The organism is Corynebacterium sp. AOP12-C2-36 (assembly GCF_052379185.1).
In the GTDB taxonomy this organism is placed as follows: domain Bacteria; phylum Actinomycetota; class Actinomycetes; order Mycobacteriales; family Mycobacteriaceae; genus Corynebacterium.
The window spans coordinates 1-25,548 of sequence record NZ_JBQSYJ010000011.1 but is presented as its reverse complement, the minus strand read 5'-3'; the positions used below and the strand labels follow the sequence as shown (position 1 = coordinate 25,548).

General features: G+C 69.6%; 22 protein-coding genes. 5 read left to right on the top strand and 17 right to left on the bottom strand.

The window, feature by feature from the left end; genetic code table 11:
* Positions 1-11: 11 nt before the first annotated feature.
* On the bottom strand, positions 12-1,394 hold the full coding sequence (locus tag ACT3UN_RS10735; protein WP_301443416.1) for a glycine--tRNA ligase: 1,383 nt from the start codon (positions 1,392-1,394) through the stop codon (positions 12-14).
* 483 nt (positions 1,395-1,877) lie between these two features.
* On the opposite strand from ACT3UN_RS10735, the gene ACT3UN_RS10730 reads away from it, so the two are divergent.
* Positions 1,878-2,294, top strand: coding sequence for a Fur family transcriptional regulator (locus ACT3UN_RS10730; protein WP_301443415.1), 417 nt, complete (start codon positions 1,878-1,880; stop codon positions 2,292-2,294).
* 44 nt (positions 2,295-2,338) lie between these two features.
* Here the strand turns inward: ACT3UN_RS10730 and ACT3UN_RS10725 are convergent, their stop codons facing one another.
* The 16 genes from ACT3UN_RS10725 to ACT3UN_RS10650 form a co-directional block, all read right to left on the bottom strand.
* A complete protein-coding gene (locus ACT3UN_RS10725) occupies positions 2,339-3,493 on the bottom strand; it encodes a VIT1/CCC1 transporter family protein (RefSeq protein WP_301443414.1) in 1,155 nt (384 codons plus the stop codon).
* Complete coding sequence (locus ACT3UN_RS10720) at positions 3,490-4,215, bottom strand: isoprenyl transferase (protein WP_301443413.1); 726 nt, start codon at positions 4,213-4,215, stop codon at positions 3,490-3,492. Before ACT3UN_RS10720 ends, ACT3UN_RS10725 begins: the two co-directional genes overlap by 4 nt.
* A gap of 25 nt (positions 4,216-4,240) precedes the next feature.
* A complete protein-coding gene (gene recO, locus ACT3UN_RS10715; RefSeq protein WP_301443412.1) occupies positions 4,241-5,044 on the bottom strand; it encodes a DNA repair protein RecO in 804 nt (267 codons plus the stop codon).
* Between the two features lie 64 nt (positions 5,045-5,108).
* Positions 5,109-5,753, bottom strand: coding sequence for a DUF4282 domain-containing protein (locus ACT3UN_RS10710; RefSeq protein ID WP_444657036.1), 645 nt, complete (start codon positions 5,751-5,753; stop codon positions 5,109-5,111).
* Positions 5,754-6,022: 269 nt separating this feature from the next.
* Positions 6,023-6,946 (bottom strand): GTPase Era, encoded by a 924-nt coding sequence (era, locus tag ACT3UN_RS10705; protein ID WP_441579722.1) that lies wholly within the window; start codon positions 6,944-6,946, stop codon positions 6,023-6,025.
* A gap of 65 nt (positions 6,947-7,011) precedes the next feature.
* On the bottom strand, positions 7,012-8,415 hold the full coding sequence (locus ACT3UN_RS10700; protein WP_301442233.1) for a hemolysin family protein: 1,404 nt from the start codon (positions 8,413-8,415) through the stop codon (positions 7,012-7,014).
* The gene (ybeY, locus tag ACT3UN_RS10695) at positions 8,408-9,022 is read right to left on the bottom strand and encodes an rRNA maturation RNase YbeY (RefSeq protein WP_301442232.1); all 615 of its coding nucleotides are present in this window, start codon (positions 9,020-9,022) and stop codon (positions 8,408-8,410) included. The genes ACT3UN_RS10700 and ybeY overlap by 8 nt, the downstream gene beginning before the upstream one ends.
* Positions 9,019-10,134, bottom strand: coding sequence for a PhoH family protein (locus tag ACT3UN_RS10690; protein WP_301442231.1), 1,116 nt, complete (start codon positions 10,132-10,134; stop codon positions 9,019-9,021). Before ACT3UN_RS10690 ends, ybeY begins: the two co-directional genes overlap by 4 nt.
* Positions 10,135-10,186: 52 nt before the next feature.
* Complete coding sequence (locus ACT3UN_RS10685; protein ID WP_301442230.1) at positions 10,187-11,008, bottom strand: 16S rRNA (uracil(1498)-N(3))-methyltransferase; 822 nt, start codon at positions 11,006-11,008, stop codon at positions 10,187-10,189.
* Between the two features lie 12 nt (positions 11,009-11,020).
* The gene (gene dnaJ / locus ACT3UN_RS10680; RefSeq protein WP_301442229.1) at positions 11,021-12,166 is read right to left on the bottom strand and encodes a molecular chaperone DnaJ; all 1,146 of its coding nucleotides are present in this window, start codon (positions 12,164-12,166) and stop codon (positions 11,021-11,023) included.
* 126 nt (positions 12,167-12,292) lie between these two features.
* Entirely contained in the window at positions 12,293-13,327 is a 1,035-nt protein-coding gene (gene hrcA, locus ACT3UN_RS10675; RefSeq protein ID WP_441579655.1) for a heat-inducible transcriptional repressor HrcA, read from the bottom strand.
* Positions 13,328-13,414: 87 nt separating this feature from the next.
* A complete protein-coding gene (gene hemW / locus ACT3UN_RS10670) occupies positions 13,415-14,695 on the bottom strand; it encodes a radical SAM family heme chaperone HemW (RefSeq protein ID WP_301442227.1) in 1,281 nt (426 codons plus the stop codon).
* 61 nt (positions 14,696-14,756) lie between these two features.
* Positions 14,757-15,419: a hypothetical protein gene (locus ACT3UN_RS10665; protein WP_301442226.1), complete on the bottom strand. Its 663-nt coding sequence runs from the start codon at positions 15,417-15,419 to the stop codon at positions 14,757-14,759.
* 127 nt (positions 15,420-15,546) lie between these two features.
* The gene (locus tag ACT3UN_RS10660) at positions 15,547-17,373 is read right to left on the bottom strand and encodes an AMP-dependent synthetase/ligase (protein ID WP_301442225.1); all 1,827 of its coding nucleotides are present in this window, start codon (positions 17,371-17,373) and stop codon (positions 15,547-15,549) included.
* A gap of 219 nt (positions 17,374-17,592) precedes the next feature.
* Positions 17,593-17,808 (bottom strand): hypothetical protein, encoded by a 216-nt coding sequence (locus ACT3UN_RS10655; RefSeq protein ID WP_441579654.1) that lies wholly within the window; start codon positions 17,806-17,808, stop codon positions 17,593-17,595.
* 35 nt (positions 17,809-17,843) lie between these two features.
* Complete coding sequence (locus ACT3UN_RS10650) at positions 17,844-19,964, bottom strand: M3 family metallopeptidase (protein WP_441579653.1); 2,121 nt, start codon at positions 19,962-19,964, stop codon at positions 17,844-17,846.
* An 81-nt stretch (positions 19,965-20,045) separates the two neighbouring features.
* On the opposite strand from ACT3UN_RS10650, the gene ACT3UN_RS10645 reads away from it, so the two are divergent.
* The 4 genes from ACT3UN_RS10645 to ACT3UN_RS10630 all read left to right on the top strand — a co-directional run bounded on the left by ACT3UN_RS10645 (position 20,046) and on the right by ACT3UN_RS10630 (position 25,538).
* Positions 20,046-20,777, top strand: coding sequence for a TetR/AcrR family transcriptional regulator (locus tag ACT3UN_RS10645; RefSeq protein WP_301442222.1), 732 nt, complete (start codon positions 20,046-20,048; stop codon positions 20,775-20,777).
* A gap of 4 nt (positions 20,778-20,781) precedes the next feature.
* A complete protein-coding gene (locus ACT3UN_RS10640; protein ID WP_444657035.1) occupies positions 20,782-22,311 on the top strand; it encodes a carboxylesterase family protein in 1,530 nt (509 codons plus the stop codon).
* A gap of 72 nt (positions 22,312-22,383) precedes the next feature.
* Positions 22,384-23,598, top strand: a complete 1,215-nt coding sequence (locus ACT3UN_RS10635; RefSeq protein ID WP_301442220.1) for a MalY/PatB family protein — start codon at positions 22,384-22,386, stop codon at positions 23,596-23,598.
* A 17-nt stretch (positions 23,599-23,615) separates the two neighbouring features.
* On the top strand, positions 23,616-25,538 hold the full coding sequence (locus ACT3UN_RS10630; protein ID WP_444657034.1) for an ABC transporter ATP-binding protein: 1,923 nt from the start codon (positions 23,616-23,618) through the stop codon (positions 25,536-25,538).
* Positions 25,539-25,548 lie beyond the last annotated feature (10 nt).

The window sequence follows — 25,548 nt, the reverse complement described above, 5'->3', positions numbered from 1 at the left end:
CCGTCCTCCGTCTAGCAGCCGGCGAGACGCTCGGCGAGGTATCCCTGCAGCTTGTCCATGCTGACACGCTCCTGGGACATGGTGTCGCGCTCGCGCACGGTGACCGCGTTGTCCTCCAGGGAGTCGAAGTCGACGGTGACGCAGAACGGCGTGCCGATCTCGTCCTGACGACGGTAACGACGCCCGATGGCACCGGAGACGTCGTAGTCGACGTTCCACAGGCCACGCAGCTCCTCGGCGACCTTCTCGGCCGTCGGGGTCAGCGTCTCCTTCTTCGACAGCGGCAGGACGGCGACCTTCACCGGCGCCAGACGACGGTCCAGACGCAGGACGGTGCGCTTGTCGACGCCGCCCTTCGTGTTCGGCGCCTCGTCCTCGAAGTAGGCGTCGACGAGGAAGGCCATCATCGCACGACCCAGGCCGGCGGCCGGCTCGATGCAGTACGGGATCCACCGCTCGCCCGACTCCTGGTCGAAGAAGCTGAGGTCCTCACCGGAGTGCTCGGCGTGGGTCTTCAGGTCGTAGTCCGTACGGTTGGCGACACCCTCGAGCTCGCCCCACTTCGAACCGGCGAAGTTGAAGGCGTACTCCACGTCCACCGTGCGCTTGGAGTAGTGGGACAGCTTCTCCTTCGGGTGCTCGAACAGACGCAGGTTCTCCGGGTCGATTCCCAGGTTGACGTACCAGTTGAACCGGTCGTCGATCCAGGTCTGGTGCCATTCCTCGTCCTCGCCCGGCTTGACGAAGAACTCCATCTCCATCTGCTCGAACTCGCGGGTACGGAAGATGAAGTTGCCCGGCGTGATCTCGTTACGGAACGACTTGCCGGTGTTCGCGATACCGAAGGGCGGCTTCTGACGGGACGCACCCATCACGTTCTTGAAGTTGATGAAGATGCCCTGGGCGGTCTCCGGACGCAGGTAGTGCAGGCCCTCCTTGTCGTCCACCGGGCCCAGGTAGGTCTTGAGCAGGCCGGAGAACTCCCGCGGCTCGGTCCACTTTCCGGGCTGGCCGGTGACCGGGTCGTTGATGTCCGCCAGGCCGTTGGGGGCCTCGTGGCCGTGCTTCTCCTCGTAGGCCTCCAGGAGGTGGTCGGCACGGTAGCGCTTGTGGGTGTACAGCGACTCCACCAACGGGTCGGAGAACACCTCCACGTGGCCGGACGCCTCCCACACCTGCGTGGGCTGGATGATGGAGGTGTCGACACCGACGACGTCCTTACGGGAGGTCACCATGTGACGCCACCACTGGCGCTTGATGTTCTCCTTGAGCTCCACGCCCAGGGGACCGTAGTCCCAGGCGGAGCGCGTACCGCCGTAGATCTCACCTGCAGGGAACACCAGTCCCCTGCGCTTGCAGAGGTTGACGACGGTCTCGATGTTACTTGCGGCCATGGGCTCCGGGCACTCCTCGAAAGACGGTGGGGTAGACGGTCGTTCAGACAATCACGCCCATGATACCGGGGACGTCACACGGAAGCACCCGGCGGGTCCGACCCCACCCGCCGCCGGCACGGGCCGGGCTCATCAAGGCATTAAAAAGGACCCGCGAAGGGGGGGGTTATCGCGGGTCCCGGCCACGCTGTCCTCCGAAGAGGATGGGGCCTTGTTCCCCGTTTGGTGGGATGGACTTAGGGGGGGGACAAGCCATCCCTGGGGAACTGGCCTTAATTTACGGGTGCCCAGCCACACCTGTCAAGTCCGACACCACGACCTCAGAGAAACCACCCTCACCTGCATTTTCCTCGGTCACCACCCGTCGCCTCCCCGTCCCCCGAAGGTCCCACCAGCGGGGCTGCAGGACGATGCCCCGCAATGTCGCTAATACGCGACTTTTCCTTCCCGCGCGCAGGCGCGAACGGTTAGGCTGGGGGCACGATGAACACACCCCAGATCGGACAACGAAACACCCGTCAGCGTGCCGCCGTGGTCGACACCCTCGACGGGATGACGACGTTCGCCAGCGCCCAGGACATCCACGCCACCCTCACCGAGCGCGGGCACAAGGTCGGTCTGACGACGGTGTACCGCACCCTCCAGCAGCTCAACACCCAGGGCATGATCGACACCCTGCAGGACGACAGCGGGGAGATGCTCTACCGCAGCTGCAGCTCCGTGCACCACCACCATCACCTGGTCTGCACGTCCTGCCGCAAGGCCGTGGAGATCGACGGCGGGCCGGTGGAACGCTGGGCCGCCGAGGTCGCCCAGCAGCACGGCTTCGTGATGACCGGGCACACCGCCGACGTCTTCGGCCTGTGCGCCGACTGCGCGAAGAATCAACGCAAGGGCTGAGCAACCGGCAGACCCGGACGGGTCACTCCGTCGCCACGTCGCCACTACGTCGCCGCGACGTCGAACAACGTGCCCAGCGCGAACGTCGCCGCCGCGGCACCCAGGCCGATCGCCAGCTGACGCAGCGCCCGCTTCCACGGGGACATCCCCGACAGCAGCCCGACCAGCGCGCCGGTCACCAGCAGCACGATGCCCACCAGCACGCACGCCACCACGATCGACGACAGTCCACCCATGCCGAAGATCAGCGGGACCACGGGCACCAGTGCGCCGACACCGAAGCACAGGAAACTCGACACCGCCGCCGACAGACCCGACCCGCTGGACTCCGCCTCCGCGACGACCTCGTCGTCGACCTCCGCGTCGAACTCCACGTCCGCAGCGTCAGCAGTGTCCGCGGAGTCCTTGATGACCTCCAGGCGGGCGATCTCGGCGAACACCTCGCGCGCCTTGCGTCCGGCGGCCTCGGAATCCATGCCACGGGCGCGGTAGACCAGCTCCAGCTCATTGCGGTCCACGTCCAGCTTCGGCACGGCCGTACTCGCGTTCGGGTCCGGGTGGGACGCCTCGAGCAGCTCCTTCTGGCTCGTCACCGAGACGTACTCCCCCGCCGCCATCGACAACGCGCCGGAGAGCAGCCCGGCGATGCCGGCGGTCAGCATCGTCGCCTGCCCGGCACCCGCGCCGTACATGCCGAGCAGAAGAGCGAGGTTCGACACCAGACCGTCGTTCGCCCCGAAGATCGCCGCACGGAAGTCGCCGGACATCTTCGCCCGCCCCCGGGCCGCCAGACCACGCACCACCTCGGCGTGGATCGCCTCGTCCGCCGCCATCTGCTCGGTGGCGTCCTCGTCGGAGAGGTAGTGGTTGCGCGACTCCGCCGACTGCAGCAGCGCCAGCACGAACACCGACCCGAACCGACGCGCCATCCACGCCATCAACCGGGTGTTGACCCCCGCCTTACGCGGCAGGCCGACGTCGTCGCCGAGCCGCTCACGCCAGTACTCCTCGTGCCGCGACTCCGCCTCCGCGATCGCCAGCAGGATCTCGCGCTCCTCCCCGGTCCGCTTCCGGGCGAGCTCGCGGTAGACCGCACCCTCCGCGCGCTCGTCGGCGAGGTAGCGGCGCCAGCGGTTGAGCTGCTGCCGCGTCGGCGCAGCGTCCGGTGTGTCGTCCGGTGTCTCGTCCGGTGCGGTCATTTCACACCCCCGAACCGTCGGTCACGTCTGGCGTACTCCAGCACCGCGGCCTGCAGGTGCTCCGGGGTGAAGTCCGGGAAGAGCACGTCCTGGTACACCATCTCCGCGTACACCGACTGCCACGGCAGGAAGTTCGACGTTCGCTGCTCGCCGGAGGGGCGCAGGAAAAGGTCCACGTCGGGCATGCCCGGGTCGTTCATGTAGGCCGACAGGGTCTTCTCCGAGATCTCCCGCGGCTTCATCCGCCCGGCGGCGACCTCCGCGGCGATGGCGCGGGTGGCGTCGGTGATCTCGGCGCGTCCCCCGTAGTTCACACACATGACCAGCGTCAGGCGGGTGTTGTCCTTCGTCTGCTCCTCGGCCTTCTGCAGCTCGGAGATCACCGAACGCCACAGCCGCGGCCGGCGCCCCGCCCACACCACGCGCACACCCTTGGCGTCCAGCTCGTCACGACGCCGACGCAGCACGTCCCGGTTGAAACCCATCAGGAAGCGCACCTCGTCGGTGCTGCGCCGCCAGTTCTCCGTGGAGAACGCGTACGCCGACAGGTAGCCGACCCCCAGCTCCAGGCACTCGTCGACGATGTCCATCAGCACGCCCTCGCCCCGCTTGTGCCCCTCGGTGCGCGGCAGCCCCCGCTCCTGCGCCCACCGGCCGTTGCCGTCCATCACGATGGCGACGTGGCGGGGAATGAACTCGGCGGGGATCTCAGGTCTACTCACGACCAATATTGTGCCAGACCACCACTCACAGGGACGAGAAAGCACGGCAGGGGGTCTCCGTCTGGTTGCGCACGTGCGACACCAGCAGCTCATGGGCGATACCCAGCACCCGGGGGCCGTCGGACGCCGCGGCGACCTCCGCGACGGCCGCCAGGTCGCCCGCCCTCCCGCGCGAGAGCAGCCACAGCACCCGCACCGACTGCGCCGGCGGCGTCGACGCCCCGGGAGGACGGCACGACGTACAGACCGCCCCACCCGCCAGCGGGTGGAACGCCCGGTGCGGGCCCGGGCGCCCGCACTGCGCGCAGTCCACCAGGCTCGGCGCCCAACCTGCCATCCCCAACGCGCGCAGGACGAACCGGTCCGCCTGCGTCCGCGGCGGGATCGCCGGGACGTCCTGCGCAATATCCGGTGCGGCGAACGCGGCGAGCGACTCGTCGAGCAGGTCGACGACGTGCGCGGCGTCCTCTCCCGACCCCTGCACCGTCAGCTCGGCGACCTCCAGCATCGCCACGCCGGCGTAGAACCGGTCGACGTCCGCGCTGACCTGCGGGGCGTAGGTGTGCACGGTGACGGCGTCGGTGACGTTCGCCAGGCCCCCGTCCGGCTTCGACCGGTTGCGCCCCGGATAGACCTGCACGTTGACCAGGCAGAACCGGTCCAGACGGGCGCCGAAGCGCGACTTCGAGCGTCGGACGCCCTTGGCCACCGCACGGACCAGGCCGTGTTCACGGGTCAGCAGCACCACGATGAGGTCCGCCTCCCCCAGCTTGTGGGTGCGCACCACGAAGCCCTCGTCCCGGTACTGGGGACGAGGGCTCCTGGACATGGTGACCAGTCTACGACTGGTCGGCCGGTTGCCGTCTACCGAGGCCTACCGAGGCCGGACGACGTCAGTGCCGGCCGGTGGAGCGGTCGTCGCGCTCCAGCAGACGCTGGTCGATCGCCTGCGCCGACTGCGCGATACGGATGTTGGAGAGGTAGAACTCCAGCATCATGCGCAACGACATCAGCATGAACAACATGCCGACGGTGAGGATGATGATCCCGAACAGGCCGAGGAAGAAACCGCCCACCCCGAGCTCGGCGGCCGGGACGAACAACGCGAAGAGCACGTAGCCCACCCACATCAGGGCGATGAAGGCGAAGCCCAGCGCGTAGGCGAACTTGATGATCGACGGGGTGGCATAGCGGGTGAAGCTGAAGTCAAACAGCGCGGAGAAGAAGGAGTCCTGGCCGGTACCCACGCCCTGCCCGGGGCCGGACGGTGCGGCATGGGCGCCGTAGGCGTAGGAGTCGTCCCCCGACTGCGGCTGGGCACCGAACGAGGGGAACGCACCCGGATTCGGGTTCGAACCTGCGCTGGAACCCGCGCTGGAACCCGCGCTGGAACTGCCGGCTGAGCCGTCGCCGGGGTTGCTCCACCGGTTCGGACGGTACTCGCCGTTGCTGTTTCCGCCGTTGTTGCCGTTCTCGTTGCCGTTCTCGTTGCCGTTCTCGTTGCCGTTCTCGTTGCCGCTGTCGCCGGGCGTGGTCATCAGTGTCTCCTGGGAAGCTGGTGATTGGTCCCGTCGAGAATATCACCACGCCCCCAGGAATCCGGGCCGAGCGCGCAGAGCGGAGAGTGACCCAGAAGGGCGGAAATCGAGCGTGGGATGCTTGAACCGGTCGATTCAACCATCCCACGCTCGATCTTCGCCCCTGCGTCTGCGGGCACCGGGTACCAAGTTGGACCTGGCGGCGTTGAGTTGCCCTAACTCACCGCCGCCAGGTCCAACTTGGTACCCCGGCAGAAGGTCGGTGCCCTCTAGAAGCCCAGGCGCCCGAGCTGCTTGGGGTCGGACTGCCAGTTCTTGGCGACCTTCATCCGCAGATCCAGGTACACGTTCTGGCCGAGCAGGTCGATCAGGCTCTGGCGGGCGTTGTGGATGATCCGGCCCCACCGGCGGTTGTCCTTGCCGCGCAGGATGCGCTTCTGGCCCTCGCGCTCCAGGAAGATCACCGCGTGGACCTCGAGGACGTTCTCTCGCTCCTCGGACGGCAGGACCTCGTCGATCTGGACCGCCACCGAGTGCGGCAGCTCGTCGTGCAGGCCCGACAGCGCGGCCTCGCGGATCAGCTCGGACATCCGGGTGTCCCGGTCGTCGTCGGTGACGTGGTCGTCCGGGTAGAACTTCGGCCCCTCCGGCAGCAGGCCGGTGAACACGTCCAGCAGGACGTCGAGCTGCACGCCGTCGGCGGCGGAGACCGGCACGACCTCGCCGGCGTCCAGCAGGTCGTGCAGCGCCATCAGCTGTGCACCGACCTCGTCCTTCGACGCCTTGTCCAGCTTGGTGACGATACCGACGACCGGGGTGCGCGGGGCGGCCTTGCGCACCGCGTCGAGGATCCAGCGGTCGCCGGGGCCGATCTTCTCGTCGGCCGGGATGCACAGCCCGATCACGTCGACGTCGGCGTAGGTCTCCTTGACGACCTCGTTGAGCCGCTCACCGAGCAGGGTGCGCGGGCGGTGCAGCCCCGGGGTGTCGACCACGATGATCTGCGAGTCCTCCCGGTGCACGATGCCGCGGATCGGGTGACGCGTGGTCTCCGGCTGGTCGGCGGTGATCGCGATCTTCTCCCCGACCAGCGCGTTCGTCAGCGTGGACTTGCCGGTGTTCGGGCGGCCGACGAAGCTGACGAACCCGCTGCGGAAGCCCTCCGGCGCACTGAAGTCCACCGGCGCCACCATGGCGTCGGACGGGACGTCCGCCTCGTCGGGGAAGTCCGGGAAGTCGGGGAAGTCGGGGGTCTCGCTCATGGTCGGTCCTGCTCTCTGTCGGTCATGCTGTCATTCTCGCTGTCGGTCATCTCAGTATCCCCTGCGCCGTCGCCACCGGCATCATCGGCGGGATCGTCGGGTTTCGTCGGCCCGGACACCACCACGGTGCGTACCTTCACCCGGCCTCGCCGGTCCCTGCCACCTTCGCACACCATGTGCAGTCCGGCGACGTCGAACTCCGCACCGGGCAGCGGCACCTTGCCCAGTTCATAGGCGGCCAGCCCGGCGACGGTGTCGACCTCGTCGAGGATCTCCTCGGGGAACTCCAGGTCCACGTCCTCGTAGAGTTCCTCGAGGTCACCGAGGCTCGTCCACGCCTCGACCCGGAACACGCCGGGGTCGAGGGGTTCGACGGCCACGTCGTCGCCGTCGTCGTACTCGTCGCTGATCTCACCGACGATCTCCTCGAGGATGTCCTCGATGCTCACCAGGCCCGCGGTCCCGCCGTACTCGTCGACGAGCACGGCGATGTGCACCTGGTCGCGCTGCATGTCCTCCAGCAGGTCGTCGAGGCTGCGCGAGTCCGGGACGAAGACCGGCGGACGCATCACGGTGCTCACGGGCACGGAGCGGTCGGCACGTGTGGCGTCGTAGGTCTCGGCGACGAGGTCCTTGAGGTACACCACACCGACCACGTCGTCGACGCTCTCCCCGACCACCGGCACCCGGGACAGACCCGAGCGCACGCACAGCCGCACGGCCTGGGCGGCGGTCTTGTCGTCCTCGATCCAGAGGATCTCCGGACGCGGCACCATGATCTCACGGGCGGTGGTGTCGGCGAGGTCGAAGACCGACTGGATCATCCGGCGCTCGTCGACCTCCACCACGCCACGTTCCTGGGCGATGTCGACCATCTCGCGCAGCTCGATCTCGGTGGCGAACGGGCCGGTACGCAGACCGCGCCCGGGGGTGACCACGCCACCCAGCCAGACCAGCACCCGCGCCAGCGGGCCCAGGACCTTGCGGAAGACCACCAGCACCGGGGCGGCGCGCAGCGACACGCTGTAGGGGTTGCGGCGTCCCACCGTGCGCGACACCACCCCGACGATCACGTAGATCAGCAGGGTGACCAGCACGATCGCGGCCACGAGGGCCCATCGGCGATCACCGATAACCTCGAGGGCGACCATGGTGACCAGCACCGCGGCGGAGGCCTCGCACACGGTGCGCAGCAGGACGAGGAGGTTGATGAAGTCCGGTCGTTGCTGCACGACCTGCAGCAGCCGGGACGCCCCCGGCCGCTCGTCCTTGACCATGGACTCCACACGGGCCACCGACAGCGAACTCATCGCCGTCTCGGTCGAGGACAGCACCCCCGCCAACGGCAGGATGACGAGTAGCGCCACCACCGCCGCGAGGATGACCGCAGGATCAGGCATCCGGTTCCGGCTCCCCCGCCGACTCCCCCGGCTCACTGAACGGCGGCGGCACCGGGTTCACCCAGCGGTCCGTCCCGGCGTCCGAGGCGCTGGGGAACGCCGCGGCACCGGTGGGCTTCGGCCCGAAGGACACCCCGCGCTCCTTCTGCGAGTCGTACCAGTTCACCAGGATCTCGTTCTGCAGCGCGAACATGCGCTGCTCCTCCTCCGGCACCACGTGGTCGAAGCCGAGCAGGTGCAGCACACCGTGCACGGTCAGCAGGTCCAGCTCGTGGGCCAGGCCGTGGCCGGCACGTTCGGCCTGACCGCGGGCGAACTCCGGGCACAGCATGATGTCGCCGAGCACGCCCGGTCCCGGGGGCGGGCCGTCCTTGCGTCCCCACCCCGGGGTGAGCTCGTCCATCGGGAAGCTCATCACGTCGGTCGGACCGGGCAGGTCCAGCCAGCGCACGTGCAGGTCGGCGATGGTGTCCAGGTCCACGACGTGGATGGACAGCTCCGCCGAGGAGTGCACGTCCAGGCTCCACAGGGCGAAGCGGGCGACGTCGATCAGCTCCTCCTCGTTGACCTCGCCGAAGCCGGACTCGTTGAAGACCTCGATGCTCACCGGGTACCCCTCTCGTTACGGTTCTTACGTTCCTGGCGTTCCTGCCTGTCGAGCCGGTCCTGGCGGGCCAGTTCCGCCTCCTCGGCCTGCTCCGTCTCGTAGCGGTCGTAGGCCTGGATGATGCGTCCGACCAGGTGGTGGCGCACCACGTCGGTGGAGTCGAAGTCGGTGACGGTCACGCCGTCCACCCCGGACAGTATCCGGTGCGCCACGCTCAGCCCGCTGGACTGGTGGTTCGGTAGGTCGACCTGGGTGAGGTCGCCGGTGACCACGATCTTCGTGCCGAAGCCCAGGCGGGTCAGGAACATCTTCATCTGCGCCGGGGTGGTGTTCTGCGCCTCGTCGAGGATCACGAAGGCGCCGTTGAGCGTGCGCCCACGCATGTAGGCCAGCGGGGCGACCTCGATCACGCCGGACTCGATGAGCCGCGGGATGGACTCCGGGTCGAGCATGTCGCGCAGGGCGTCGTAGAGGGGGCGCAGGTAGGGGTCGATCTTGTCGCCGAGGGTGCCGGGCAGGAAGCCCAGCTTCTCGCCGGCCTCCACCGCCGGACGCGTCAGGATGATCCTGCTGACCTCGCGCTTCTGCAGCGCCTGCACGGCCTTGGCGACGGCGAGGTAGGTCTTGCCCGTACCCGCCGGCCCACTGCCGACGACCACGGTGGACGCGTCGATGGCGTCGACGTAGCTGCGCTGGCCCACCGTCTTGGGACGGATCGACCGGCCGCGGTGCTCCACGATGACCTCACCGGTGACTGCGGCCATGCTGCCGGACGCTGCATCGGACGCGCCGCCGGGCAGCGCCTCGCGCGCGGCCTCGTCGGCGCGGCGGTCGGTCTCGTCGACCAGTTCGATGGTCCGGCGGGTCAGGTCCGGGCTCACCTCGGAGCCGCGCACGGCCATGGCCTCCAGCTCGCGCAGGACGCGACGGGCCCGCGCCACCTGCGAGGCCTCGCCCCGCACGGTCACGTGGTTGCCCCTGCTCAGCAGGTCGGCGTCGATGTGGTCCTCGATGATGCGGAAGTTCTCGTCGGCCATGCCCGACACCGTCTGCGCGGTCTCGGGGTCGAGTTCGACGGAGGTGGAGGCGATACGCCTTGGTGGTTGCTTCAAAACTCTTCCGGGTTCTCCTGTGGATGTGTGACTTGGTGTCGTCACGTGAAGTTTAGCGCCCCCACCGCGTGGTGAGCACCCCGATGGCGCCGAGCGCGACGGCCGCGGCCGTCGCCGTACGCAGCACCTCCGGGCCCAGGACGATCGCCTGACCGTCCTGCGCGCCCGTCACCGCCGCGATCTCCCGGTCACTGACACCTCCCTCGGGCCCGACGACCAGGACGACCTCGTCGACGTCGAGGTCGACGTCACGCAGCGGCGTCGCCGCGTCCTCGTGCAGGACGAGGACGCGCACGCGCGCCGCAGCGTCCTGTCCCTCGTGCTGGTCCTCGTCCTGGCCCCAGGGCCGGTCTGCCAGGTGCGCGGGTAGCTCGGCGATGTCGGTGAGCAGGTCGCCCACGTGGGCGCCGGACAGGCGGCGGGACTGCTTCATCGCAGAGACCGCGGTGGCCTCCCAACGTGACCGTGCCTTCGCGGACTTGTCTGCCTTGTCCGACTTGCCCGTCCAACGCGACACGCAGCGATCGGCCTGCCACGGGATGATCCGGTCCGCACCGGCCTGCACGGCCAGGTCGACGGCCAACTCGGCGCGCTCGGACTTCGGGATGGCTTGCACCACCGTGACCCGCGGGCGCGGGGTGTCCTCGTCGACCCGGCGCTGACCCGTCACTGTCCCACCGGAGCCACCGGAGCTGTTCCACGTCCCGGCGACACCCGTCCCGGAACCGTCGGTGAGCACCACCGCCTCACCCTGGCGGATGCGCTTGACCGAGGCGTGCTTCGCCTCGGAGGCGGGCAGGGTGAACTCGCCGGTCTCCCCCACCGCGGCGAGCTGCGCGGTGAGGTCGGGGACGACGAAGACGGGGTCGGTCACGTCAGTCCTCCGCTACCGGCCGAACTTCTGGCGCAGCCGCGAGAACAAACCGCCGGAGTGCTCGTCCCCGGAGGACTGCAGGCCGGCGACGTGGCCGGTCTCACCACGGAACTGCTCCAGCAGCTCGCGCTGCTTCTTGTCCAGCTCCGTGGGCACGGTGACGTCCACGTGCGCCACCAGGCTGCCGTGGCCCTCGCGGCGCAGGTGCGGCATGCCCTTGCCCTTGACGCGCACCACGGCCTCCGGCTGCGTACCGGGCTCCACGGTGACGGTGGCCACCGAGTCGTCCAGCAGCGGCACCTCCACCGTGGTGCCCAGTGCGGCGTCCACCATCGGCACGTTCACGGTGACGTGCAGGTCGTCGGCGTCGCGCAGGAAGTAGTTGTGCTCCTTGACCTGGACCTCCACGTAGAGGTCGCCGGCGGGGCCGCCGCCGGGGCCGACCTCACCCTCGCCGGACATGCGGATCCGCATGCCGTCGCGGATGCCGGCCGGGATCTTCACCTCGATGTCGCGGCGGGCGCGCACGCGGCCGTCGCCGGCGCACTCCTGGCAGGGGTCCTCGATGATCTCGCCGACACCCTGGCACCGCGGGCAGGCGCGGGCGACCTGCACCCGGCCCAGGATCGACTGCTGGATCTCCATGACCTGGCCCTGACCGTGACAGGTCGGGCAGGTCACCGGGGCGGACTTCGACTCCGAACCGGAACCGTCGCACTCCTCGCAGAGCACCGCGGTGTCCACGGTGACGTCCTTGGTCACACCGGCGAAGCACTCGTCGAGGGTCAGCTGCAGGCGCAGCAGGGCGTCGTTGCCCGGGCGCACGCGCGAGACCCGCGGGCCGCCGGCGCCACCGGCACCGCCGCCGAAGAAGGCGTCGAAGATGTCGCCGAAGCCGCCACCGCCGAACCCGCCGGCACCGCCACCGCCGCCGGGGCCCTGCTCCTCGGGGTCGCCGCCGGCGTCCACGATCTGCCGCTTCTGCGGGTCGGTGAGCACCTCCTGCGCCAGGGAGGCCTCACGGAACTGCTCCGCGGCCTCCTCGGACGGGTTCACGTCCGGGTGGTACTTGCGGGCCAGCTTGCGGTAGGCCTTCTTGATCTCGGCGTCCGACGCGTCACTGCTGACACCGAGAATTCCGTAGTAGTCACGTGCCAAGGTGGCTGTTTCCTTCTCACCGTTAGTTGGGGACTGTCCATCATCCGGCCCCGGGGCTTTCCCCGGCGGGCCGAAAACCGGGGCCCGAAAAGGCCCCGAAAATCACCCCGACAAGTGTAGTACGTCCTACTCGCCGGCGAGAATGCGGGAGACGTAGTGGCCCACCGCCTGCACCGAGCTGATCGTACCGGGGTAGTCCAGGTACGTGGGCCCAAGCACCCCCATACCGCCCATGACCTCGTCGCGGGCACCGTAACCGGTGGACACCACCGCCGCGGACTGCAGCTCGGCGGTGCCGTTCTCCTCGCCGATGGTCACGCTGACCCCGTGGTCGCGCGCCGTGGAGAGCAGCCGCAGCACCACGACCTGTTCCTCCAGGGCCTCCAGCACGCTCTCCAGCTCGCCGGCACGCACCAGGTTCGGTGTGCCCGCCAGGATCAGCCGGTCGGTGGGACGCTCCAGCATCGTCTCCACGAGCACCGTCGCGCAGTTCAACGCCGGGGCGCGCAGGCGCGGCGAGACCCGTTCGTCGTCGCCGGCGGCCATCTCGGCGATGGCCGCGGAGGCGTCGTCGAGGGTGTGGCCCACGAGGGTCTCGTTGATCAGCTCGCGCAGCTTCGGCAGGTCCTCCGCCGACAACGGGTCGGCGAGGTCCACGTTGCGCTGTTCGACCTGCCCGGCGTCGGTGATCAGCACCAGCAGCAGCCGGGTGTCGCCGAGCTGCACGATCTCGCAGTGCTTCACCCGCCCGCGACGCAGGTCCGGGATCTGCACCACCGCGACCTGGCGGGTGAGCTGGGCGAGCAGCTGCACGCTGCGGCGCAGCACGTCCTCCATGTCCACCCCGTCCTCGAGGAAGCCCAGGATCGCGCGGCGTTCCGGACGGCTCAGCGGCTTGATCTGAGCGATGCCGTCGACGAACGTGCGGTAGGCCTTCTCCGTGGGGATGCGCCCGGAGCTGGTGTGCTGCTGGATGATGTAGCCCTCGGACTCCAGCACCGCCATGTCGTTGCGGACCGTCGCCGAGGACACCCCCAGCCGGTGACGCTCCACCAGGGCCTTGGAACCGACGGGTTCGTGGGTGGAGATGAAGTCGGCGACGATGGCGCGCAGCACCTCGGCACGCCGTTGCTCGGTCCCCGTCATCGCCTTAGCCGCCATGGTGTGTGCCCTGCCTTTCTGTCTCCCGCCAGTATGGCACGCACCCCCGGGCACGTGTCATCCCTGCTGTGCTCATCCCTGCCGGGTTCATCCCTCTTCGGCGAGCAGGATGTCGGTGATGATGCCGTCGGCCAGCAGCCGGCCGCGGTCGGTCAGGCGGGTACGCCCGTCGACTCGCTCCAGCAGGCCGAGCTCCACGTGGTGCTCGACGGCGGACGCCGCGGACGCCAGCACCTCGTCCGCCAGCCCCTCGCGCAGCCGCAGGCCCAGCATGACCCGCTCAGTGTGCAGGTCGCCGCGGCTCAGCGGCTCCACGGTGGTCACCGGGCTGCGCCGCTCGGACGCTCCGTCAGTGCCGTCGGCCCCGTCCGTCCCTTCGCCGAGCGCCTCGGCGTAGCGCCGCGGCAGCTTGGCGTTGACCAGACGGGTGATACCGCTGAACTCTGTGCCGGACGTACCGGACGCGTCAGCCGCGACCGGCTCCACGCCGCGGCCGGTGACCGGGTCGTCCACAAGCCGCACACACCCGTGGGCGCCGGGGCCTGCGCCCCACCACTGCCCCGAGCGCCAGTAGACCATGTTGTGGCGGCACTCCCCGCCCGGGCGCGACCAGTTCGACACCTCGTACCAGCCCATACCCGCCTCGCTGAGTGCCGAGTCGATCATCTCGTACCGGTCGGCGTAGACGTCCTCGTCGGGCTGCGGCAGCAGACCCTTGCGCACCTTGCGTGCCATCGCCGTGCCGTCCTCCACGATCAGGGAGTAGGCGGAGACGTGGTCGACGCCGGTGGACAGCACCTGGTCGAGGGTGAGCCGCAGGTCGTCGTCGGTCTCGGTGGGGGTGCCGTAGATGAGGTCGAGGTTGACGTGCTCGAAACCGGCGGCCATCGCCTCGCGGGCGGCCTCCGTGGCGCGCCCCGGGGTGTGCGTGCGGTCCAGGACCTTCAGGACGTGGCCCGCCGCGGACTGCATGCCCAGCGACACCCGCGTGTAGCCGGCCTCCAGCAACGTGTCGAAGAACTCCGGGGACGTCGACTCCGGGTTCGACTCCGTGGTCACCTCCGCCCCCGGCGCCAGGCCGAGGGTGCGCTTGACGGCGCCGAGCACGCGCGCCAGGCCGTCCGCCCCCAGCAGCGACGGTGTGCCGCCGCCGAGGAAGACGGTGGACGGCGGGCCGGTGCGGTCCCAGTCACACGCGGCGAGGTCGAGCTCGGCCTCCAGCGCGGAGAGGTACGTCGACATCGAGGAGGAACCGGTCTCCCCCGGCGTGTAGGTGTTGAAGTCGCAGTAACCGCACCGGGTGCTGCAGAACGGCACGTGGATGTACAGGCCGTGACGGTCCTCGGGGATGCGGGTCATTGGGACCATGCTATCGGTCGGACGCCACGGGGCCGCAGCGGGGCCGCAGCGGGGCCGGGCCGGGGCAGTCTCAGCCGGCGGCGACGCGGCGTGAGCGGATCTTCGACAGCACCTGCTCCACCCGGGCGCGCTCGGCGAGGAAGCGCGGCGGGGCCTCGCCGCGTAGTTCGCCGACCAGCGCGGGGTGGTCGCCGACGACCTCGCCGCGCCAGCGCGACGCCACGTCGCGCGCGTGCTTCTCCGCCCTCGCCAACGCCTGCGGCAGCAGGACACTCTGATCCTCGACCGCCAGGCGGGTCTGCTCCACCGTCCACTCCGCCAGGTCGGCGAGCATGTCGGTGAGTTCGGTGTTGCGCCGGCGCAGGTTCACCCGCAGCGTCGCCGTGCTCACGATCGGTGCCGGCTGCGGCTCGACCGGGGTGACCGCGTGGTCGCGCAGGAAGGACAGGGTGCGTCCCGGGTGGTTGTCCACCACCGTGGCCGACAGTGACCCCGAGCGGATACCGGAGACGAACGCCTGACGCAGACCGTTGAGCTCGGCGAGCGCGGCACGGACCTCGGCGCGTCCCACGGAAACGGACTCCGCGAGTTCCAGGAGGCAGTCCTCCACGAGCTCCTCGTCCCAGTCCGCCATGGACTCGGAGAGGTTCTCGATGAGTTCGGCGACCTCGTCGCCGATGTCGTAGACGCTCTGGGTGAGCTCGCGCAGTCGCAGTCGGGCGGCGTCGTGCACGGATGGCTCCTCTCGGCAGCGTCAGAAGTCGGTTTATCTCGCGGGTCGCGACTGAAGGACAGTCTAGGACACGACGAACCCCGGCCCATGGAGGCTGGGCCGGGGTGGTGTCGGGGATTACCAGAATCTAGCGGGAGGTGTAGATCCAGGCGATGTCGTCGGCGAAGTGCTCGGCGACGGTGTGCCGCTTGACCTTCATCGACGGGGTGACCTCGCCGTCGTCCTCGGTGAAGTCGCGTCGGCAGATGCGGAACTTCTTGATGCCCTCGGAGTGCGAGACGGTGTCGTTGGCCTCGTTGATCGCGTCCTGGATCTCGGCGCGCAGCACCGGGTTCTTCGCCAGCTCCTTGACCGAGGTGTCGGCGTTGAGGCCGTTGCGCTTGCGCCAGCCGACCAGGGCCTCCTCGTCGAGGGTGATCAGGGAGCCGACGAACTTCTCGTTGTCGCCGACGACCATCGCCTGGGAGATCAGCGGGGCGGAGCGCAGGATGTCCTCCAGCGGCCCCGGGGAGACGTTCTTGCCACCGGCGGTGACGATGATCTCCTTCTTGCGCCCGGTGATCTTCAGGTGGCCGGTGGGCAGCAGCTCACCGAGGTCGCCGGAGATCACGAAGCCGTCGTCGCTGAAGCTCTCCTTCGTGGCCTTCTCGTTGTTCCAGTAGCCGTCGAAGACCACGGTGCCCTTCATCAGGATCTCACCGTCGTCGGCGATGCGCACGGTGTTGCCGCCGACCGGCTTGCCGACGGTGCCGATGATGTTGTCCGGCTCGAAGTTCACCGCGATCGCCGCGGTGGTCTCGGTCATGCCGTAGCCCTCGTAGATGCGCACGCCGATGCCACGGAAGAAGTGCATGAGCTCCGGGTTCAGTGCCGAGCCGCCGGAGATGGCGTACTGCAGCTCGCCGCCCATGGCCGCCTTGACCTTGCCGTAGACCAGCTTGTCGTAGACGGTGCGCTTGACCTTCAGGCCCAGCGAGGGCCCCTCGGCGGAGTCGAGGGCCTTGGAGTACTCCACGGCGGTCTTCTCGGCGCGCGGGAAGATCTTGGCGCCGATGCCGCCACCCTCGGTGGCCTTGGTCTTCACCCCGGCGTGCACCTTCTCGAAGACGCGCGGGACGCCGAGGATGAGGTGGGGCTGGGAGCGCTGGAACTCCGGCACCAGGGTGGACATGTCCGCCCAGTGCGACTGGGTCGCCCCACCGATCGTCGTGGCCAGGGAGACCGCGCGCGAGAGCACGTGGGCCAGCGGGAGGAAGGTCAGCGTGCGGTTGCCCTCCACGGCGATGCCGCCGATGGGGTGGGTCAGGATCGCGCGCGCCTCGCCGAGCCAGTTGGAGTGCAGCAGCCGACAGCCCTTGGGCCGTCCGGTGGTGCCGGAGGTGTACACCAGGGACGCCAGGTCGGAGGACTTCGTCGCGGCGATGCGCTCCTCGACCTGCGCATCGTCGACGTCCTTGCCTTCCTCGACGAGGGTCGCCACGGCACCCTCGTTGAAGGACAGGACGCGGCGCAGGTGGGCGGTGCCCTCCACCGGCTCACCCTCCTTGACGAAGGTGCGCAGGCGCACGGCGTGGCCGGACTTCTCGGCGATGCCGAGGCGCGCGCCGGAGTCCTGCACGATCCACTCGCACTGCGAGGTGGACGAGGAGGGGTAGATCGGCACGGAGACCGCACCGGCGGCCATGATGGCGAAGTCGAGCAGGCTCCACTCGTACCGGGTGTCCGACATCAGCACCACACGGTCGCCCTGGCCGATGCCGTTGGCGATGAGTCCCTTGGCGACGTCGTAGACCTCGCGCAGGAACTCGTCGGCGCGCACGTCGACCCACTCGAACTTCCGCGGACGGCTGTACAGGATGGTCTGGGGACGCTTCAGGGCGTTGTCCCTGATCGCGGTCAGACAAGTCTCGTTCTCGCCGACGGTGTACAGCGCCTCCGAGGAGTACTCCTGCATGTCTCTCCAATCACAGTGATGTCAGGTGGTCGTTCAGCTCACACCCGGGAACCCTGCGTGTTCCAGTCCACAACGCTAGCTGACGTCTGTATCGATATAATGAAAATCGCGAATCCCGTGGGGCGCAGGCGGGATGTCAGAGGAAGTAGCTGATCAGCCAGGCCACCACGAGCAGGACGATCAGCAGGATGAGGGCCTGCCTCACTCTGGAATGGTGCTTCACCGTTTCTGCCTTTCCTCTCGCGTCTCGCCGGACGGTCCGTCCGCCGGTCCGAAGGCCTGCCGCTCCTCGTGGCTGAGGGGAAGCAGGCCGAAGGCCACCTTCATCAGCACCACGGCGATGACGGAGGCCACCAGCACCAGGACGATCAGGACCAACGGGGTCTGCAGCCACAGCGGGAGGTCGAGGACCCATTGTTCTATGCCGTCAGTCACAGGAAACGATCCTACCTTCCAGTCCGCGCGGGAGGTTACCCCGCCGAGTCCGCCGCCCCTGCGAGCCCACGACGGCGCAACAGCGGCTCCACACTGCGCTGTTTACCGCGGAACATCCAGAAGGCGTCGTCGTAGTCGATCGTCGCCCCGCGCGACAGGACCATGCGGCGGAACCGGTCACCTGCGAAGCGCACGTCGTCCGGGTCGACCCCGTCACGCCCGGCGGCGTCGGTGTCGACGAAGCCCTCGAATCCGTCGGCGTCGAGCACCTCGGCCCACAGGTAGCTCCAGTAGTCCGCCGAGTAGCCCCCGGCGAAGATGTGGTTGAAGTAGGTCGAGGAGTACCGCGGCGCCAACGCCGGGGCGTCCGCGCCACCGCCCACCGCGCCGAAACCGGCGGCCTCCAGGGCGTCCTGCTCGAAGGACGCCACGTCCGTGACCGCCGCCGCCTGCGCGGGGGTGAGCCGGTGCCACGCCAGGTCCAGCCAGCACGCCGCGAGGTACTCGGAGGTGGAGAAGCCCTGACCCCACGCCGCCTGCCGGCGCACCGCGTCCACCATCTCCTGCGGCAGCGGCTCCCCGGTCTCCACGTGGCGGGCGTAGTTCGCCAGCACCGCCGGCTCCAGGGCCCAGTTCTCGTTGATCTGGCTGGGGAACTCCACGAAGTCCCGCGGCACGTTCGTGCCGGACAGGCTCGGGTAACGCACGTCGGACAGCAGCCCGTGCAGGGCGTGGCCGAACTCGTGGAAGACGGTCATCACCTCGTCGATGCTCAGCAGAGCCTCGCCCCCGGCCTCACCCTCAGCGGGTTTGGCGATGTTGAGCACGTTGACCACCACCGGCGTCTGGCCGAGCAGGTTGTTCTGGTCCACGAAGCTGCTCATCCACGCCCCGCCACGCTTGGTGGGACGGGCGTACATGTCGGTGAGGATCAGGCCGATCGCCTGACCGCCGGCCGCCTCTTCTTCCCTGACCTCCCAGACCCGCACATCCGGGTGGTAGCCCACGAGATCCTCGCGCGGGGCCACGGTGATGCCGTATAGCCGTTGCGCGGCGAAGAAGGCCCCGTCGCGCAGCACACGCTCCAGCGGGAAGTACTTCTTCATCTCGGCCTCGTCGACGTCGAGCTCCTCGGCGCGCAGCTTGGCCGCCCAGTAGGGCCAGTCCGACTCGGTGAGGGGGTCGCCCGCACCGGACTTGTCGAGTGCCAGCTTGTACTCGCCGGCGGCGTTGGCCACCGCCGCCGGGGTGAGCGTGCCCAGCAGGTCGTCGACCGCGGCGAGCGAGCCGGCGGTCTCCTCCTCGGCGACGAACTCCGCGTGGTTGGGGTACCCGAGCAGTTCCGCCCGGCGCGCCCGCAGCCGGACGATCTCCAGCACCACCTCGTCGTTGGTGCCGCGTCCACGGGCACGGGACGCCTCGGTGACGCGGGTGCGGGCGGCCGGGTCGTCGAGCTCCTCGATGACCGGCTGCACGCTCGGCAGACCCAGGCGCACCAGCCAGCCGTCCTGCCCGGTCTCGGCGGCGTCGGCGGCGAGCCGGCGCCTGTGCGCCGGGCTCAACCCCGCCAGGTCGTCCTCGTCGGTGAACAGGACGGCACCGGCGTCGGTCGCGGCGACGAGGTTGCGTCCGAAACGCGTCGAGAGTTCCGCCAGGCGAGCGTCGATGGTGGCCAGCTCGGTGCGTCCGGCGTCGTCGAGGGCGGCGCCGCCGCGGCGGAAACGCCGCAGCCAGTGCGTCAACAGAGCCTCGTCCTCACTGCCCTCGGGGAGCTGCGACCGGGCGGAAAGGGCATTCACCCGGGCGAAGAGGCCGGCGTCCATGTTCACCGCGCTGACGTGCTCGGCGAGCTCGGGGGCGACGGTCTCCTCCACCGCCACGACCTCGTCGGTGGCGTCCGTGCCGGCGTAGTTGAAGACGATGGCGAGCACCCGGTCGAGCAGCTGACCGCTGGCCTCCAGGGGCTCCATGGTGTTCTCCCACGTGGGCTCCTGCGGGTTCGCCACGATGGCGGCGATCTCCGCCCGGTGGTCGACCACACCGGTGCGGAAGGTCGGGACGAGGTCGCTGAGCGCGATCGCGCGGAAGTCGGGCAGCTCGTGGTCGAGGTCCGAGGGTTCGAGCAGGGGGTTTCGTGAAGTGGTGTCGCCGGTCATGCGCGCCAGCTTAACGTGCCGCCCGACGGGGATCAGGGGGCGGATACACCCGAGATATTTATTTTCCGTAGTATATCAACCATGTCAGCCCCGGTAGAATACAGCACCACCACCACGCCCACCGACGAGAAGGCGCCCGTGAGCTCGTCGAACACCACGTCAGACAGCTCGTCAGACAGCTCAAACGACAAGGCGAAACCGCGCCGCCGGGCACGAAACCGCCGTGCCGACGGGGAGCGCTCGCGCCAGCGCATCCTCGCCGCCGCCACGCGGATCGCCGCCGAGCGCGGGTACGACGGGACGAGCATCGCGGAGATCTGCCGGGAGTGCGGGCTGCCCGCCAGTTCCCTGTACTGGCACTTCCAGGACAAGGACGACCTGATGTCCCAGGTCATCTCGAAGAGCTTCGACGCCTGGAACAAGGCCTGGGACATCCCCGTCGACGAGGACATCCTGCAGCACCTCCCCCAGATCGCCGAGCAGCTCCTCGACGCCCTGGAGAACCACCCGGAGTTCATCCGCCTGTGCCTGCCTCTGGCGTTGCAGAAGCGCAGCGACGACCCCAGCCCGCGCCGCATGTACCTGCAGATGCGCGCCGACGTCATCGCCCGGCTCTCCGACATCGGCGCCGCCCACTTCGCCCACGTCCCGGAGCACCGGCGGACCGCCATCGTGACCTACATGGTCTCCGGGGTGGAGGGGCTGTTCGTGGACCACGAGATGAACGAGTCGTCGAACCTGCGCCGTCAGCTGGACCTGCACGCCATGGGGGTCATCTCGATCATCATGCAGGAAGCCAGCAGCCACCGCTGACCCGATGAGGACCGACCCCGCCACCGGCGACCCGTTGCTGTGCACCCCGTCCGGCACCGTGCGGGGATCCTGGCGTGAGGACCCCGACGCCGGACGCCACCGCGTCGCCGTGTTCCGCGCGGTGCCCGTCGCCGCACCCTTCGACAGTGGCGACGTCCTCTTCGCCACGCCGCGACCGGCCCCGGCGTGGGAGGGCACGCTGGACTGCACCGACACCGCCGGACGTCGCGGGCTGCGCGCCGCACACACGGCCACGGTGTACTGCCCGTCCGGCGGGCCCGGGGCACTGCCGGTGATGGCGTGGGTCCACGGCGGACGGTTCGAGACCGGCCACGCCGACGAACCCTGGTACGACGGCTGCGCCCTCGCCCGCGAGGGCTGCGTGGTCGTCGCAATGAACTACCGCAAACGCTTCGAGGGCTTCCTGCCCCTGCCGGGCCCGGGTGCTCAAGGAGCAGAAGAAGGTGCAGACGCCGCCACCTTCCGGGGCGTCGAGGACCTGTTGCTCGGTCTGCGGTGGATCAGGGACTGCGCCGGAATCGCCGGCGGTCTGGACGCCGACGCCGACCGGGTGACGCTGGCCGGCCAGTCCGCCGGCGGTGCCCTCGTCGCCTGGCTGCTCACCGACCCCCGTGCCACCGACCTGTTCCACCGGGCCGTGCTGATGTCACCGGGCGCCCCTCGTCGCGGCTGGACGCAGCGCCGGCTGACCACGCGTCTCGCGTTGCGCGCCGGCCGTGGCGGCCGTACCGGCCGTGGCGTCGCGCGCGCGCCGTCCGTCGACATGCTCGCGTCGTTGACCCCCACCCAGCTCAGTGCGTCCTACCGACGCTTCGCCCGTATGCACCTCACCGACTGCGCCGTGGGCGTGTACCCGCTGGACCCCGGCACGCTGCGTGCGGTGCCCGTGCTCGTGGGCACGATGCACGACGAGTTCGTGCGCTTCCCGCTCGTGCGCCAGACCGACGGTCTCCTGCGCCGCGTGCTGGGCCGGGGGCTCCGCCTGCCGGGGACGGTGGACGCCCGGCTCCTCGCCCCGTCGATGCTGGGCCTCGGCGTGCCGCTGCGCCACCTGCGTGCCTGGTGCCGGGTGGTGGGGACCACCGCCCCGGTGCACCCGTTGGGACGCACCGTCGGCGACCGGACGATCCGGCGCTGGGCCTCCGCCGTCGCCGAGGCGCTCGCGGGAACCGGCGGGCAGGTGTGGACCTACGAGTTCCGCGGCCGTCCCGGCATCCCGGCCCAGCACTGCGCGGAACTGCCGCTGCTCTTCGACCGTCTGGACGTGGACACCACCGAGGTCGAGGCCGTGTGCGGGCCGGACGCGCAGCACCGGCTCGGCCGGCCGGGCGGGGTCGGCGAACAGTTCCGCACCACCGTCGTCGACTTCGTCCACGGCCGGGACCCGGACTGGGAACCCTTCGGCACACCGGCGCGCACCGCGCGCGTCTTCGACATGGGTGGCGACGCGCAGGACGCCACCACGCGCGACCCCTGGCGCGCGGTACGTACCCTGCTGGGCCCGCTGTACTGAGGCCACCTGCAGCCTCCTCCCGCTGTCCCCTGCATCCTCCCGCGTCCGGGGGTGGCGGTTAGAGTTGTCGGCATGGCTCTCACCTTCCCCACCCTCGACACCCTCCGCAACCGCCGCACCATGAAGTGGACGGCCTACGAGCCCGACGTCCTGCCCCTGTGGGTCGCCGAGACCGACTTCGACACCTGCCCCGCCGTCGCCACCGCCGTGCGCGACGCCGTGGACCGCGAGTACTTCGGCTACCCCGAACTCGGTGCCGGCTCACAGCTGCTCGCCGAGGCGCTGGCGTCGTTCTCCCAGGCCCGCCACGGCTGGACGATCGACCCGGGCAACGTCACCGTGGTCCCCGACGTGGTCAAGGGCATCGTCGTGGCCGTCGACAACCTCACCGCACCCGGCTCGTCGATCGTGGTCCCGCTACCGGCCTACCCGCCGTTCCAGAAGGTGCCGGCCGCCACCCGCCGCCCCGCCACCTACGTGCCCATGGGCACCGGCGACGACGGTGAGGCCGTGTTCGACCTCGAGGCCCTCGAGCGCGCCTTCACCTCCACCGACAACCCCCACGGGGTGGGCAGCATGATCCTGTGCAACCCCTTCAACCCGCTGGGGCGCGCCTTCACCGCCGGGGAACTGCGCGCGGTCACCGACCTGGCCGCCAAGCACCACGTGCGCGTGATCTCCGACGAGATCCACGCCCCGCTGGTCTACTCCGGCAACCACGTGCCCACCGCCACCGTGTCCGACACCGCCGCGCAGGTCACCGTCACCGTGACCGCCACCTCCAAGGGCTGGAACACCGCCGGGCTCAAGTGCGCCCAGCTGATCACCACCAACAACGACGACACCCGCGACATCGCCCGGCTCTCCAACCTCGTCACCGGCGAGGCCTCCACCATCGGTCTGGCCGCCGCCACCGCCGCCTACACCGGGGGCCTGGACTGGCTCACCGAGGAGGTCGACTACCTCGCGGCGAACTGGCGTCACCTCGCCGAGCGCCTGCCCGAGGTGCTGCCCGGCGTGCGCCTGCCGCAGGAGGAGGCAACCTTCCTGGCGTGGCTGGACGTCTCGGACGTCGACCGGCTGCGCGGCGCCGACGGCACCGTCACCGCACCCGCCGCCCGGCTGCGCACCCTGGCACGCGTGGGACTCAACGAAGGCACCGACTTCGGACCGACCGGTGCCGGCCACGTCCGGCTGAACTTCGGCACCTCCCGCGAGATCCTCGACGAGGCCCTGGACCGTATCGCCGCCGCCGACCTGCGGAGCGGAGCCCCGTGCGAAGCCTGACCCGAATCGTCAGCTCCATGAAGGAGCTGTGGCCGTACTACACGATGGTCATCATCGCCGCGACGGCCACCGTGCTGCTCTCCCTGGCCTCGCCGTTCCTGATCAGCCACGCCACCGACACGATCGTGGGCTCGGTCGGCGGGTCGATCTCGACCGAGGCAGCCACCCGCACCGTCATCGGCGTGGCCCTGGGCCTGCTCGCCGCCGAACTCGCCCACACCGTGATCCACAACGTGGGCGGCTGGTTCGGCGACGTCATGGCCATGCGCATGCGCCAGATCCTGTCGAACCGCTACTTCGCCAAGCTGCTGGCCCTGCCGCAGAGCTACTTCGACCGGCAGATCACCGGCACCATCATCTCCCGGCTGGACCGTTCGATCATGGGGCTGACCCAGTTCCTGCAGTCCTTCGCCAACAACTTCTTCTCCATGGTGCTCACCGTGATCGTGGTGCTGGCGATCTCCGCCTGGTACTACTGGCCGCTGGCCCTGCTGCTGATCATCATCTTCCCGATGTACCTGTGGCTCACCGCGCTGACCAGCAAACGCTGGATGCGGTGGGAGAAGACCAAGAACGAGCACATCGACACCGCCCAGGGCCGCTTCGCCGAGGTCGTCGGCCAGGTGAAGGTGGTGAAGTCCTTCGTCTCCGAGCTGCGCGAGCTGCGCCTGTTCCAGACCCACTTCGCCGAGACCGTGGACGTCACCAAACGCCAGTCGCGCTGGTGGCACATGATGGACATCGTCCGCATGGCCGGCATGAACCTGGTGTTCTTCGCCATCTACCTCGTGCTGTTCCTGCGCACCCTCAACGGCTCCTTCACCATCAGCGAACTGGTGCTGCTGGTGCAGCTGGTGGCGATGGCGAAGCAGCCGGCCACGATGATGAGCTGGATGGTCGACTCCGCCCAGCGCGCCGCCGCCGGCTCGAGGGAGTACTTCGAGGCCATGGACGAGCTCGAGGAGCCGACCACCTCGCCGGTGCTGCTCGCCGCCTCCCGCGAGTACGGCCCCTCGGTGGTCGACGCACAGGCCGTGGAGGACGCCGTGCCCTCCCCGCCGGAGCCCGTCCCCGGCTGCGACCGTCCCGGCGGCACCCCCGTGTTCGAGTTCGACGACGTGAGCTTCGGCTACGACGCCGACGAGCAGGTCATCCACCAGGTCAGCTTCGCCGCCGGGCACAACGAGAAGGTCGCCCTGGTCGGCGAGTCCGGCGGCGGCAAGTCCACCCTGGTCAACCTGCTGCTGGGGCTGTACCGTCCGACCGACGGCACGCTGCGGGTCTGTGGCCACGACATCCGCGAGCTCTCCGCCGCCCAGCTGCGTGGCATGGTCGGCGTGGTCTTCCAGGACGCCGCACTGTTCTCCGGCACCATCCGGGAGAACATCGCCTACGGGCGTCCCCACGCCACCGACGAGGAGATCCGCGAGGTCGCCGAGCGTGCCAACGCCGACGCCTTCATCCGCAACTTCCCCGCCGGCTACGACACCCTCATCGGTGAGCGCGGCCTGCGGCTGTCCGGCGGGCAGAAGCAGCGCATCGCCGTGGCACGCGCCATGCTGAAGGACGCCCCGATCCTCATCCTCGACGAGGCCACCTCCGCCCTGGACACCCGCGCCGAGCGCGCGGTGCAGGCCGGTCTGGAGGAGCTGATGGTCGGACGCACCACCCTGGTCATCGCCCACCGGCTGTCCACGATCGCGACGGTGGACACCATCGTCACCCTCGACGCAGGACGGGTCGACGAGACCGGTTCGCCCGCCGAGCTGGCGACCAGTGGCGGCATCTACGCCGAGCTGCTGCGCCTCACCGCCAGTTCCTCGGACGCCGACCGCGCCCGGCTGCGCCGCTTCGGCTTCCACGGCGACGGTGGGCCGGAGGTCGACTCGGAGGAGAGCGGGGAGAGCGGGGCCCACCCGGAGGAGTCGGCAGACTCCTGACCCTCCTCAC